A 13155-nucleotide genomic window follows, 5' to 3' on the forward strand; every position below is an offset into this window, starting at 1 on the left:
CCGGACGGGCGGGCGCCGGGGCGGCCGGGCGGCGGACGGCGGCGGGAGCGGCGGGAGCGGGAGCGGGAGCGGGGGCCGGGGCGGGCAGGCCGGGCCCGGAGTCGGTGACCTCGATCCGCAGCCGGTCGCCGCAGATCGAGGCGATGACCTGGAAGCCGTCGTCGGGCCGCCCGGTGGCGCCGTGCTCGACAGCGTTGGCGCAGGCCTCGGTGAGGGCGACGCCGAGGTCGTCCGCGATCTGCGGGTCGACGCCCGCGGTCGCCATCGCACCGAGCAGGATGCGCCGGGCCAGCGGGACGCTGGCCGGGTCGCGCTTGAGGTGCAGAGTCCACCAGATGTCCACGGGAGGTCCCTCCTGGCTGCGGCTCCACATACAACTAGGTATCTCCGCGCGATTCGCGGGTGAACCGTGCCCGGGGGCCGCTACCGCCCGTTCGGCGGATGGACCGGGGGACGGGGTCTGTGCCGGGCGACGCGTACGCCCCCTCGCACGCCGCCGCCGAAAGGGGCATTCGTAGGGATTTCCCACCCTGCCCGTGTCGGCGGCGTACGCAATGAGAGGATGGCCCGGCCATGACTGCCCTCGCCGCCGCCCCGCTCCCGGGCGCCCCCGGACCGGCTCAGCCGGTGGGGTCCGCCGCCTGGGACCTGCGGCTTGCCCGGGCGGTCCCGTTCGCGCTGGTCTGCACCCTGATAGCGGCCGCCGGGCACGCCCTGGCGGGGGGCGGGAACGTGCCGCCGACCGCGTTGGCGCTGGGTTTCGCCGCGGTGCTGGCGTTCGCGGCGGTCTGCGGCGGGCGGGAGCGTTCGCTGGCGGGCATCGCCGGGGCGCTGGGGGCCGGGCAGCTCGCGCTGCACTGTCTCTTCCACGGCTTCAACGGCTTCAACGGCTCCATGCCGGGCATGCACCACGGCGGCCCCGGTCCGCTGACCGTGCCGCAGGTGGCCGGTCGGCTGATCTGCAACGAGGCGCGCCCCGGCACGCTGCTCGGCCTGTCCGGCGGCCCGTCCGCGGAGCAGCTGGTCACCTCCGCCGGCCTGGATCCGCACGCGTTCGCCGCCGCGCCCTGGTGGCAGGCCGGTGTCCTCGGCATGACGCCGTCGATGCTGGCCGGGCACCTGGGTGCCGCGCTGGTCGCGGGCTGGTGGCTGCGGCGCGGCGAGGCGGCGCTGTGGCGACTGCTGCGGGTGGCTGCCACGGCGGCCCGGGAGCACTGGGCGGCGCCGTTGCGCACGGCGTTCGCGCTGGTGGCCGCGCTGCTGCGCGGTCTGTTCGGCGTGGCGGGCCCGGCCCGCCGGTTCGGTGCCCGGGGCGGGGAGAGCCTGTTCCCGACGGGTGCGGTACTGCGGCACAGCGTGGTGCGGCGCGGTCCGCCGTGCGGGGCCCTCGCGTACTGACCGGCGTCTCCCGGCGGCCCTGCGGCCGCGTCGGGTGCCGGTGTGCGCACCGTCCGGCCGTTCCCCCGACCACCGGGGCGGCCCGAGGCTCTGCCCCCACCTCCCCACGCGCGGCCCCCGCGGTACGGATCGTGTCCGTCGCCCGGTACCGGCTGCCGCCGAGCTCCGATCGGAGACCCGCATCATGCGTTCCCTTCCCACCCGTCGTCTCGCCGCCGTCGCCCTCACCGCCGCCGCCTCCGTGGTGGCGCTGGCCGGCCCCGCCTTCGCGCACGTCACCGTGAACCCGGGCGCGGCCGCCCAGGGCGGCTACACGGCCGTCGACTTCCGGGTGCCGAACGAGAGCGACACCGCGGGCACGGTGAAGCTGGAGGTCAACCTCCCGCTGGACCACCCGCTGGCCTCGGTCCGGACCCTGCCGCTGCCGGGCTGGACCGCCGCGGTCGAGAAGGCCAAGCTCGACAAGCCGATCAAGGTGCACGGCAACGACGTCACCGAGGCCGTCTCCAAGATCACCTGGACCGCCGACGCCGGCACCAAGATCGCCCCCGGCCAGTTCCAGGAGTTCCGGGTCTCGCTCGGCCCGCTGCCGACCGACACCGACAGCCTGGTCTTCAAGACCCTCCAGACCTACGACAACGGCGACATCGCCCGCTGGATCGACGAGTCCAAGGACGGCCAGCCCGAGCCGGCCAAGCCCGCCCCCGTCCTGAAGCTCACCAAGGCCGCCGAGGGCGATGGCCACGGCGTCACCGCGTCCCCGGCCGCGGGCGCCCACGGGGACAGCTCCGACCACGCCGCCTCCGCCGGCGACGCCAAGTCCAGCGACTCCACCGCCCGCACCCTGGGCGTGGTCGGCATCGTGGTCGGTGTGATCGGCACCGCCGTCGGCGTGCTCGGCCTGCGCCGCAAGAACGGCGGCTCCGCCTCCTGACCCCCGCGCCGGCGGCGCCGCACCCGCAGGACGGGTGCGGCCCCGCCGGCGGCCCACCGCGCACGATCGGAACTCGCATGCCCCGCACCACCCGCACCACCCGCCTGGCCGGCGCGGCCGCCCTGGCGCTGGCCGCCGCCCTGACCCTCTCCGCCTGCGGCTCCTCCGGCGGCGACTCCACCGTCGCCAAGGTCACCCGGCAGAAGGAGGACACCCCGTACCAGGGCACCAAGCTCGCCAAGAACTTCGAGAAGCCGGACCTCCAGCTGACCGACACCTCCGGCCGGCCCTTCGACCTGCGGCAGCAGACCAACGGCAAGGCCACCCTGCTGTTCTTCGGCTACACCAGCTGCCCGGACGTCTGCCCGACCACCATGGGCGACATCGGCGTCGCGATGAAGGCGCTGCCCGAGGTGGACCGGCAGAAGGTCAACGTCGTCTTCGTCTCCACCGACCCGCAGCGCGACACCCCCCAGGTGCTGCGCACCTGGCTGGACTCGATGGGCAGCGACTTCATAGGCCTCACCGGGGACCTGGCCAAGGTGAAGACCGCGGCCAAGTCGCTCGGCATCATGATCGAGGACCCGGTGGTCAACGGGGACGGCACGGTCACCTCCACCCACGGCGCGCAGGTGCTGGCCTTCCTCCCCTCGGACGACAAGGCGCACGTGCTCTACATGAGCGGCACCGAGGAGAAGACCTACGAGCACGACCTGCCGCTGCTCGCCAAGGGGGTCGCGGCGTGACCTCGGTGCAGACCGGAACCGGCCGCTTCCGCCGCACCGCCCTGCTCGGTGCCGTCGTCGCGACGGCCCTGGGCGGCGGCGCCATCCTGGCCGCCTGCGGGACGGGCGGCGGCACGGGCGGGCAGGACGGTGCCGCCGGCGGCCCGGCCAGGCTCAGCGTCGCCGACTCCTACATCCCGCTGCCCCCGGCCGGCGGCATGGCGGCCGGCTACCTGACCGTCCGCAACGACGGCGGGCAGGACGAGCTGCTCAAGGTGACCAGCCCGACCGCCGGGTCGGTCACCATGCACCGCTCGACCGCGTCGACCATGGAGCAGGTGGACAGTCTCGACGTCCCCGCGCACGGCACCCTGCAGCTCACCCGGGGCGGCAACCACCTCATGATCATGGGATGGCAGAAGACCCCGGCCCTCGGCGACGAGCTGGAGCTCGACCTCACCTTCGCCAAGTCCGGCACCATCTCCGTCAAGGTTCCGGTCAAGGAGCTCACCTACCGGCCCAGCCAGAGTTAAGGGGACCGCCACCATGCAGTCGGCCGGCCTGGAGAAGGCCACCCACCGCCGGATCGCCGGGGTGCTCGGAGTGCTCGGCGCGCTGCTCGCGCTGATGCTCGCGGGCGCCGGTCCGGCCTCCGCGCACGCCACTCTGGATTCCACCGACCCGCGGCAGAACTCGGTCGTCGCCACCGCCCCGCAGGCGGTGACGCTGACCTTCAGCGAGTCCGTCTCGCTCTCCGGCGACTCCGTCCGGGTGCTCGACCCGGCCGGCCAGGCCGTGGACACCGGCAACCCGGCGCACGCCGACGGCAAGGGCAACACCGCCCGGGTCGGGCTGCGCGGCGGGCTCGCCAACGGCACGTACACGGTGGCCTGGCGGGCGGTCTCGGACGACTCGCACCCGGTCGGCGGGGCGTTCACCTTCTCCATCGGCGCGCCCTCGGACACCTCGGTGTCGGCGACCGCGCTGCAGGGCGCGGAGGCCGACGGCCTGGTCGCCTTCCTGTACGGCACCGGGCGCACCGTCGCGTACACCGCGTTCGCGCTGCTGGTCGGCGTCGCCGCCTTCGTCCTGATCTGCTGGCCGGCCGGCACCGCCCGGCGCCGGGTGCAGCGGCTGCTGATGACCGGCTGGACGGCGCTGCTGGTCTCCACCGTCGCCGTGCTGATGCTGCGCGGCCCGTACGAGCGCGGCTCGGGGGTCGGGCAGGCCTTCGACCTGTCGCTGATGCGCGCCACGCTGGACGAGCGGATCGGCACCGCGCTGGCCGCCCGGCTGCTGCTGCTCGCGGCGGGCGGGGTGTTCCTGTCGCTGCTGGTCGGGCAGCTGGGGCAGCCGCCGCGGCCGGTCGTCCCGAAGCCGCGGGACGAGGACGGCTCCGAGGGCTCCAACGGCTCCGAGGACGCCGACGGCCCCGCCGGTCTCGCGGTGTCCGAGGAGGACGCCGAGGACGCCGAGGACGCCGAGCTGCGCGAGCTGGAGCGGCGGGCCGCCGAACGGCCGCAGCGCGAGGTCCGGCTCGGGCTCGGCGTGGCCGGGCTGGTGCTGGCGGTCGCCCTCGCGGCGACCTGGGTCGGCGCCGACCACGCCTCGGTGGGCATCCAGGTCTGGCTGGCGCTGCCGCTCGGCATCCTGCACCTGCTCGCCATGGCGCTCTGGCTGGGCGGGCTGGCCGCGCTGCTGGTCGCGCTGCGCGAGGGCGTCGGCGCCGAGGTGGTGGACCGTTTCTCCAGGATCGCCTTCGGCTCGGTGGCCGTGCTGGCCGTCACCGGGATCTACCAGTCCTGGCGGGGCCTGGGCAGCTGGGGCGCGCTGACCGGCACCGAGTACGGGCGGCTGCTGCTGGTGAAGAGCGGCTGCGTGGTCGCGATGCTCGGCGTCGCCTGGATCTCCCGCTCCTGGCTGGCCCGGCTGCGCTCGGCCCCGGCCGAGTCGGTGGAGGTCGCACCGGCCGAACTGCCGGAACCGGTCGCCGTGGCGGCGCACAGCGAGGACCCGGTCCGGCAGGCGCAGCTGGAGCGCCAGCGGGCCGCCCTGCGGAGCGCCGGACGCGACCGGGGGCTGACCCCGACCCGGGCCGGGCTGCGCCGCTCGGTGCTGGTCGAGGCGCTGGTCGCGGTGGCGGTGCTGGTGGTCACCACGATGCTCACCAACTCCCCGCCCGGACGGGTCGCGGGCGAGCTCAAGGCCGGGGCGGCCGCCGCTCCGGCGGCCGGCGGGGCCCCGGTGGCGCCGCAGACCGAGCCGGGCCGCACCGTCGAGCTCAAGCTCCCGTACGACACCAAGGGCCGGACGCCGAACGCCAAGGGCACCGCGACCGTCACCCTCAACCCCGCCCGGACCGGGCCGAACGAGGTGACGCTCGCGCTCGCGGGCACGGACGGGCAGCCGGTGGACGTCCCCGAGGTGGAGCTCGCCTTCACCCTGCCGGACCGCGACCTCGGCCCGCTGCCGGTCGCGCTCACCCCGGCGGGCACCGGCCACTGGACCGGCACCGCGCAGCTCCCGCTGGCGGGCAACTGGGTGGTGTCGGTGCAGATCCGCTCCTCCGACATCGACCAGACCACCCCGACCCAGCAGTTCAGGATCGGGTGAGCGGGATGACGGACACATCCACGGAGCACGTCGCGGCGGAGCCCGGCCCGGCGGACCACGGGTCGGATCCGGCGGGGCCCGCGGGCTTCACCCGGCGGGCGCTGCTCGGCACCGCCGGGGCCGGACTGCTGGCCGGTGCCGGCGCGGGCGTCGCCGGGGCCGTCGCCCTGGACGGCCGGCCGGGTGGGACGGCGGGCGCGGCGGGCCCGTCCGGCGGGACGCTCGGCTCCGCCCGGGTGCCGTTCCGCGGCGAGCACCAGGCCGGGATCACCGACCCGGCGCAGGCCAGGGTCCAGCTCGCCGCCTTCGACCTGGCCGTGGGCGTCGGCCGGGACGGGCTGCGCACCCTGCTGCAGCGCTGGACGAAGGCGGCCGAGCGGCTGACCGCGGGCGAGCCCGCCGAAGAGTTCGACGACCAGGTCGCGCTGGACGCCGGGCCCTGCTCGCTCACCGTCACGGTCGGCTTCGGCGCCGCCCTGTTCGACAAGGCCGGGCTGGCCGACCGCCGACCGCCCGGGCTCGAACCGCTGCCCGCCTTCCCCGGCGACGCGCTCGACCCGGCCCGCGGCGACGGCGACCTGTTCGTCCAGATCGGCGCGGACGACGCCCTGGTCGCCGTGCACGCCCTGCGGGTGCTGCAGCGGCTCGCGGCCGGGACGGCGACGCTGCGCTGGCAGTCGGCCGGCTTCGCCCGCACCCCCGGCGCCGCCGCGCGGCCGGTGACCGGACGCAATCTGATGGGTCAGATCGACGGCACCAACAACCCCCGGCCGGACGAGGAGGGCTTCGCCGCCACGGTGTTCTGCGCCGCCGGCGGCGACCGGCCGGGCTGGCTGGCCGGTGGCTCATACCTGGTGTTCCGGCGGATCCGGATGCTGCTGGACCACTGGGAGGCGCTTCCGGTGGACCGGCAGGAGCGGGTGATCGGTCGGCGCAAGTCGGACGGCGCCCCGCTCGGCGCACCCGCCGGGGCCGGCGAGCGGTCCCCGGTCGACCTCGCCGCGCAGGGCCCGGACGGCACCCTGGCGATCCCCGCCGACGCGCACGTCCGGGTCGCCGCCCCGGCGGCCAACGGCGGGGCGGCGATGCTGCGCCGCGGCTTCTCGTACCACGACGGGCTGCTGCCGGACGGCTCCCCGGACGCCGGGCTGCTCTTCCTCGCCTTCCAGGCCGACCCGCGCAAGGGCTTCACCCCGGTGCAGCGCAAGCTCTCCCGGGGCGACGGTCTCTCCCGCTTCCTGCGGCACGAGGCCAGTGGCCTGTACGCGCTGCCACCGGGCCCGCCGCCCGGAGGCTACCTCGGACAGCAGTTGTTGGAGGGGTAGTTCCCCCGGATTCACCGGGACGCACCGCCGCGGTTCCGGTCGGTGGAACGCTTTCCTGCCGGAGCCGCGGAGTCGTTAGGGTGACTGCTTCGGCACACTCCGCCCGCGCAGCACCGAGATTCCCACGGAGGCATCATGTCGGCCACCCGCTACACCTACCTCGGACCGGCCGGCACGTTCACCGAGGCGGCCCTGCACACCCTGCCCGAGGCGGCGACCCGGGAGCTGGTGCCGCTGTCCTCGGTGGCGCTGGCACTGGACGCGGTGCGCGGCGGGGAGGCGTCCGGGGCGTTCGTCCCGATCGAGAACTCGGTGGAGGGCGCGGTCACCGCGACCAACGACGAACTCGCCTCCGGCGCACCGCTGATGATCTACCGTGAGGTGCTGCTGCCGATCACCTTCGCGCTGCTGGTGCGACCGGGCACCGAGCTGTCCGGGATCAAGACGGTGACCAGCCACCCGGTGGCCCAGCCGCAGGTGCGGCGCTGGCTGGCGGCCAACCTGCCGGAGGCGAAGTGGGAGTCGGCCGCCTCCAACGCGGACGGCGCCCGGCTGGTCTCCGAGGGCCGCTACGACGGCGCGTTCGCCGGGGAGTTCGCGGCACCGATCTACGGGCTGGAGCCGCTGGTCAAGGAGATCGCGGACGCCAAGAGCGCGGCCACCCGGTTCGTGCTGGTCGGCCGTCCGGGCCGGGTCTCCTCGCCGACCGGCGCGGACAAGACCTCGATGGTGGTCTGGCTGCCGGACGACCACCCGGGTGCGCTGCTGGAGCTGCTCCAGGAGTTCGCGGTGCGCGGGGTCAACCTGATGCGGATCGAGTCCCGCCCGACCGGCGAGGGCATGGGCAGCTACTGCTTCCTGATCGACTGCGAGGGCCACCTGTCCGAGCGCCGGGTCGGCGAGGCGATGATGGGGCTCAAGCGGATCTGCCCGCAGGTGCGGTACCTGGGCTCCTATCCGCGCGCCGACCGGCAGGAGTCCACCCACCGGCGGCCGGGGACCTCGGACGAGGATTTCTCCTCGGCGGCGGACTGGCTCTCCCGAGCCCTCGACGGCCGCGGGAACATCTGAGGCCCGCAGGGCATCCGCGGCCTCCGCGGCCGTCCGGACACCCTGATTGCATCTTTCGTCTTTCCGACCTTTTCCGACTGTTTTGGATCGGGTCGACCGGGCGGGGCGGACGGCCCCGTCCGTCGTCCACAGGGGGCCCGGGGCCGGGGGCCGCTGTCCACAGGGCTCCTCGCTGTCCACAGCCCCGAGTTATCCACAGGCCGGGGGAGAGTCGACAAACCGGTATAGCCATTGCCCAGAACTGGTCGGACCATCGGTTTGCGTCGCAGAGATGACCAATCGGACCAGAGTCACCCGGTTGCCAGCAAATCACCCGTCCGAGTGCTTCAATTCCCTCACTCGGGAAGGTTGATTGAGGTTTGAAACCTCAATTCCCTGGTTCGTTCACGCGGAGGACCATCCTCCCCTTGGATCCACAGGCCAAGGGTCGAGCCTGTGGATAACCCGACGGCGGAGCGTTCCCCACAGAAGTTATCCACAGGATCGGGCGAGTTATCCCCAGGGGAAATGCCGTACTGGTGGAGGAACGGTCGCCCGGTACGCTTGGGCCTGTGATTGACCTTCGCCTGCTCCGTGAGGACCCTGACCGAGTGCGCGCCTCGCAGCGCGTCCGTGGCGAGGACGTCGACCTGGTCGACGCCCTCCTCTCCGCCGACGAGCGGCGCCGGTCCTCGGGCAGCCGCTTCGACGAACTGCGCAACGAACAGCGGGTGCTCGGCAAGCAGGTCGCCCAGGCCAAGGGCGACGAGAAGGCCGCCCTGCTGCAGCGCACCAAGGACCTGGCCGCCGAGGTCAAGGCCGCCGACGCCGAACAGGGCGCGGCCAAGGAGGAGGCCGACCGCCTGCTCCGCTCGCTGGCGAACCTCATCGACCCGGCCGCCCCGGTCGGCGGCGAGGAGGACTTCGTCACCCTCGAGGAGATCGGCACCCCGCGCGACTTCGCCGCCGAGGGCTTCGAGCCCCGCGACCACGTCGAGCTCGGCCAGATCCTCGGCGCGATCGACACCGAGCGCGGCGCCAAGGTCGCCGGTGCCCGCTCCTACTACCTGACCGGCCCCGGCGCGCTGCTGGAGCTCGCCCTGGTCAACATGGCGATCGCCCAGGCCACCGCGGCCGGCTTCACCCCGATGATCACCCCGGCCCTGGTCCGCCCGGCCGCCATGGACGGCACCGGCTTCCTCGGCCAGGCCGCCGAGAACGTGTACCACCTCGCCGAGGACGACCGGTACCTGGTCGGCACCAGCGAGGTCCCGCTCGCCGCGTACCACATGGACGAGATCCTCGACGCCGACAAGCTGCCGCTGCGCTACGCCGGCTACTCGTCCTGCTTCCGCCGCGAGGCCGGCACCTACGGCAAGGACACCCGCGGCATCATCCGCGTCCACCAGTTCGAGAAGGTGGAGATGTTCGTCTTCACCACCCCCGAGGACGCGGAGAACGAGCACCGCCGCCTGCTCCAGTGGGAGAAGGACTTCCTCAACGCGCTGGAGCTGCCGTACCGGGTGATCGACGTCGCCTCCGGCGACCTCGGCGCCTCGGCCGCGCGCAAGTTCGACATCGAGGCGTGGATCCCCACCCAGGGCAAGTACCGCGAGGTCACCTCGACCTCCAACACCACCGAGTACCAGGCCCGCCGGCTGGCGATCCGGATGCGCGAGGAGGGCAAGACCCGCCCGCTCGCCACCCTGAACGGCACCCTGGTCGCCGTCCCGCGCACCATCGTGGCGATCCTGGAGAACCACCAGCAGGCCGACGGCTCGGTCGTCCTGCCCGAGGCGCTGCGGCCGTACCTCGGCGGGCGGACCGTCCTCGAACCGGTCAAGTAACCCGGCCAGCACCACCCAGCACCACCCGCAACTCCCGGGAGACGTAAGGCCCATGAGCACCATCAGCCCCAGCCTCGCCTCCCCCGGCGGTGGCGGCCTGCCCTACCGGCTGGTCGCCACCGACCTCGACGGGACCCTGCTCACCAGCGGGGAGACCGTTTCCGAGCGCACCCGCGCCGCCCTGGCCGCGGCCACCGGCGCGGGCGCGCTGCACATCATCGTCACCGGGCGCTCGGCCGTCTGGGCCCGCCCGGTCTTCGACGAGATCGGCTACACCGGGATAGCGGTCTGCGGACAGGGCGCCCAGGTGTACGACGCCGGCGCGCACAAGCTGCTCACCTCGCTCACCCTGGACCGGCGGCTCGCCGCGCTCGCGATCGAGAAGATCGAGACCGAGACCGGCCCGCTGGCCATCGCCGCCAACCAGGACGGCCTCGACGGCCAGGTGCTGGCCGGCCCCGGCTACGAGCTGCTGATCGGCTCCGACCTGCCGGTCGTCCGGGTCGATCGCGGCGGGCTGTTCGACGCCCCGCTCAGCAAGCTCTACATCCAGCACCACGCCCTCACCGACGACGCCCTCGCCGACGCCGCCCGGCGCGCGGCCGGCGACCTGGTCGGCGTGGTGATGGCCGGCGCCGGCGTCGTCGAACTGCTCCCGCTCGGCCTGTCCAAGGCCACCGGCCTGGCCGTCGCCGCCCGCCGCCTGGGCGTCCGCGCCGCCGACACCGTCGCCTTCGGCGACATGCCCAACGACGTCCCGATGTTCGGCTGGGCCGCCCACGGCGTCGCCATGGCCAACGCCCACGAGGAACTCCTCGCCGTCGCGGACGCCGTCACCACCAGCAATGACGAGGACGGCGTCGCCGCGGTCCTGGAGCGCCTCTACCCGCATCGCTGACGCCTCCGGCGGGGAGGCACCCGGGCCACGGCAGCGACCTCCTGCCCCGCGCACAGGTCCCCGCCCCGCCGACGGCGCGGGAACCGTATCCGGGGGTGCACCCAGGGTTCATGGGCTGGTCAGGGGAGGGTTGTAGGATGACCGGGCAAGCGGTTGTAGGATGACCGACGACCGGTGATGACATGTGCGGTGGAAAGGGAGGTCCGGCATGAGCGGCGGTTTGCAGGCGGCCGGGCGGCGCTCCCTGGTGGACACCGCGATCGAGCAGTTGCGGGCGCAGCTGGCGGGTGGGGCGTGGCCGGTGGGCTCACGGATCCCCACCGAGCACGAGCTGGCCGAGCAGCTGGCCGTCGGCCGGAACACCGTGCGGGAGGCCATCCGGGTGCTGGTGCACGCCGGGATGCTGGTCTCCCGGCAGGGCGAGGGGACGTTCGTCCGCTCCACCAGCGACCCGGCGTCCGTGCTGCGCGGCGTCCAGCGCTCGGGCATCCGGGACGTTCTGGAGGTCCGCGCGGCGCTGGAGACCGAGGGCGCCCGGCTGGCCGCGCTGCGGCACACCCCCGAGGACGTCCGGCGGATGCGCGCCGCGCTGGCCCGTGAGGCCGAGGTGTTCGCGGCGCACCCCGAGCGGGCGAGCCGCGAGGCCACCGTCGAGCACGACCTGGAGTTCCACACCGCCGTCGTCGAGGCCGCGCACAACCCCGCGCTGGCCGAGGTGTACCGCTACTTCGGCGCCTCCGTACGGGAGGCGATGACCTCCGCCTTCGGCGACCACGACATGCCCGAGGCGGTCGTCGCGACCCACGAGGCGCTGGTCGACGCGATCGAGAGCGGTGACCCGGACCGGGCCGAGGCGGCGTGTCGTGCGCTGCTCGCCGGCCCGACCGCGGCCGTCGAGCAGCTGCTCGCGGCCATCGCGGCGCGGAAGTAGGACGGCGCGAGCCTCCCTCCCGCCGTCCGCATCCACGCACCTTCACGAAAGAACAGCACATCCATGGCCGTCACCCGTGCCCAGCAGCCGGTTGTCACCACGTCCGTCCCGCTCCCCCTCCGCGCCCGGGCGGCTCATCCGCTCCTGCTGCTGACCGGCATCCTGCTGGTCGCGCTGAACATGCGCGCCTGCCTGGCGGCGGTCTCCCCGATGGTCGGCGAGATCCAGCGGACCTTCGGCCTGTCCGCCACCGCGAGCGGGCTGATCACCACCGTCCCGGTGCTGTTCCAGGGCGTCGGCGCCCCGCTCACGCCGCGGCTGACCCGCCGCTTCGGCGCCGAGCGGGTGGTGCTCGGCGCGGTGCTGGTGCTCGGCGCGGGCGTGCTGCTGCGGGTGCTGCCCTCGGTGGCGGCCCTGTACGCGGGCTGCGTGGTGATCGGCGTGGCCATCGCGGTGCTGAACGTGTCGATGCCGGGCCTGGTGAAGCGCGAGTTCCCGGACCGCGCGGCCACCATGACCGGTGTCTATTCGACCACCATGCTGGTCGGCGCCACCCTCGCGGCCGGCACCTCCGTCCCGCTGGAGCACGCGCTGGGCGGCGGCTGGCGGGCCTCGCTGGGCGCCTGGTCGCTGCTCGCGCTGATCGCGGCGGTGGCCTGGCTGCCGCAGGTGCTGCGCTCGCGTCAGGAGCGGCAGGGGGCGGTGGCCGCGGCCGCCGCGCCGGCCAAGCCGATCGAGGGCATCTGGAAGTCCCCGCTGGCCTGGCAGATCAGCCTCTTCATGGGCATCTCGTCGCTGCTGGTGTACACCCTGGTCGCCTGGATGCCGACCATTCTGGCCGACCACGGCATGGACCGCGGCCAGGCCGGTCTGGTCTTCGCCTTCTCCAACCTGGTGCAGGTGGCGGGCGCCTTCCTGGTGCCGCTGATGGCCGGCCGGATGACCAGCCAGCGCGGGCTGGCGCTGACCATGGTGGCCCTGAACGGGCTGGGCATCGCGATGCTGCTGGTCGCGCCGGTCTCCGCCGCGTGGGTGTCGGCGACCATCCTGGGCGTGGCCCAGGGCGGTTCGCTGGGCCTGGGCCTGGCGTTCATCGTGCTGCGCACCCGTACCGCGGCCGGTGCCGCCCAGCTGGGCGGGATGTCGCAGGCGATCGGCTATCTGGTCGCGGCGGCGGGCCCGGTCGGCGCGGGTGCGCTGCGCCAGCTGACCGGCGGCTGGGAGACCCCGCTGGTGCTGATGCTGGTGCTGGTCCTGGTGGTCGGCGCGGCCGGCTGGGGCGCGGGCCGCAACCGCACTCTCTGAGCCGCTCGCCGACGAGAACGCGGCAGTGGGGGCCCGCCCCCCCCCCCGGTGGGCGGGCCCCACCCCGGCCCCGGCCCCGGCCGGCCCCGGGCCCCCCCCCCCCCCCGCCCCCCCCCCGGCCGGGGGGCA

At 74.5% G+C, this 13155-nt stretch carries 12 protein-coding genes; 11 read left to right on the plus strand and 1 reads right to left on the minus strand.

All coding sequences use genetic code 11. The features are described from left to right. On the minus strand, positions 1-343 hold a 343-nt coding region (locus tag ACWGJO_RS38730), incomplete at its 3' end, for an ATP-binding protein (RefSeq protein WP_452190323.1). Between the two features lie 230 nt (positions 344-573). On the opposite strand from ACWGJO_RS38730, the gene ACWGJO_RS38735 reads away from it, so the two are divergent. The 11 genes from ACWGJO_RS38735 to ACWGJO_RS38785 all read left to right on the plus strand — a co-directional run bounded on the left by ACWGJO_RS38735 (position 574) and on the right by ACWGJO_RS38785 (position 13026). Further along, positions 574-1398 carry a hypothetical protein gene (locus tag ACWGJO_RS38735; protein WP_452190324.1) on the plus strand — a complete coding sequence of 275 codons (825 nt, stop codon included), beginning with the start codon at positions 574-576 and terminating at the stop codon, positions 1396-1398. Positions 1399-1582: 184 nt separating this feature from the next. Next, a complete protein-coding gene (locus ACWGJO_RS38740) occupies positions 1583-2332 on the plus strand; it encodes a YcnI family copper-binding membrane protein (protein WP_452190325.1) in 750 nt (249 codons plus the stop codon). Between the two features lie 77 nt (positions 2333-2409). Beyond that, entirely contained in the window at positions 2410-3078 is a 669-nt protein-coding gene (locus tag ACWGJO_RS38745; RefSeq protein ID WP_452190326.1) for an SCO family protein, read from the plus strand. Beyond that, positions 3075-3590: a copper chaperone PCu(A)C gene (locus ACWGJO_RS38750; RefSeq protein ID WP_452190327.1), complete on the plus strand. Its 516-nt coding sequence runs from the start codon at positions 3075-3077 to the stop codon at positions 3588-3590. The genes ACWGJO_RS38745 and ACWGJO_RS38750 overlap by 4 nt, the downstream gene beginning before the upstream one ends. Before the next feature lie 13 nt (positions 3591-3603). Continuing rightward, entirely contained in the window at positions 3604-5670 is a 2067-nt protein-coding gene (locus ACWGJO_RS38755; protein ID WP_452190328.1) for a copper resistance CopC/CopD family protein, read from the plus strand. A gap of 5 nt (positions 5671-5675) precedes the next feature. Further along, on the plus strand, positions 5676-6995 hold the full coding sequence (gene efeB / locus ACWGJO_RS38760; RefSeq protein ID WP_452190329.1) for an iron uptake transporter deferrochelatase/peroxidase subunit: 1320 nt from the start codon (positions 5676-5678) through the stop codon (positions 6993-6995). A gap of 135 nt (positions 6996-7130) precedes the next feature. Then, a complete protein-coding gene (gene pheA / locus ACWGJO_RS38765) occupies positions 7131-8066 on the plus strand; it encodes a prephenate dehydratase (RefSeq protein WP_359898039.1) in 936 nt (311 codons plus the stop codon). Between the two features lie 551 nt (positions 8067-8617). Beyond that, positions 8618-9892, plus strand: coding sequence for a serine--tRNA ligase (gene serS / locus ACWGJO_RS38770; protein ID WP_387726393.1), 1275 nt, complete (start codon positions 8618-8620; stop codon positions 9890-9892). A 52-nt stretch (positions 9893-9944) separates the two neighbouring features. After that, positions 9945-10790, plus strand: coding sequence for an HAD family hydrolase (locus ACWGJO_RS38775; RefSeq protein ID WP_452190330.1), 846 nt, complete (start codon positions 9945-9947; stop codon positions 10788-10790). Positions 10791-10998: 208 nt separating this feature from the next. Beyond that, entirely contained in the window at positions 10999-11721 is a 723-nt protein-coding gene (locus tag ACWGJO_RS38780; RefSeq protein WP_387693881.1) for a FadR/GntR family transcriptional regulator, read from the plus strand. A 63-nt stretch (positions 11722-11784) separates the two neighbouring features. Beyond that, positions 11785-13026, plus strand: coding sequence for a CynX/NimT family MFS transporter (locus ACWGJO_RS38785; protein ID WP_387693880.1), 1242 nt, complete (start codon positions 11785-11787; stop codon positions 13024-13026). The last annotated feature ends 129 nt before the right edge of the window (positions 13027-13155 follow it).

It is taken from the genome of Kitasatospora sp. NPDC054795, assembly GCF_053611565.1.

Bases quoted from the DNA above. Each gene is read 5' to 3' on its own strand.
- efeB (WP_452190329.1), top strand. From the start codon at position 5,676: ATGACGGACACATCCACGGAGCACGTCGCGGCGGAGCCCGGCCCGGCG.
- ACWGJO_RS38775 (WP_452190330.1), top strand. From the start codon at position 9,945: ATGAGCACCATCAGCCCCAGCCTCGCCTCCCCCGGCGGTGGCGGCCTG.
- ACWGJO_RS38780 (WP_387693881.1), top strand. From the start codon at position 10,999: ATGAGCGGCGGTTTGCAGGCGGCCGGGCGGCGCTCCCTGGTGGACACC.
- ACWGJO_RS38745 (WP_452190326.1), top strand. From the start codon at position 2,410: ATGCCCCGCACCACCCGCACCACCCGCCTGGCCGGCGCGGCCGCCCTG.
- pheA (WP_359898039.1), top strand. From the start codon at position 7,131: ATGTCGGCCACCCGCTACACCTACCTCGGACCGGCCGGCACGTTCACC.
- ACWGJO_RS38755 (WP_452190328.1), top strand. From the start codon at position 3,604: ATGCAGTCGGCCGGCCTGGAGAAGGCCACCCACCGCCGGATCGCCGGG.
- ACWGJO_RS38735 (WP_452190324.1), top strand. From the start codon at position 574: ATGACTGCCCTCGCCGCCGCCCCGCTCCCGGGCGCCCCCGGACCGGCT.
- ACWGJO_RS38785 (WP_387693880.1), top strand. From the start codon at position 11,785: ATGGCCGTCACCCGTGCCCAGCAGCCGGTTGTCACCACGTCCGTCCCG.
- ACWGJO_RS38740 (WP_452190325.1), top strand. From the start codon at position 1,583: ATGCGTTCCCTTCCCACCCGTCGTCTCGCCGCCGTCGCCCTCACCGCC.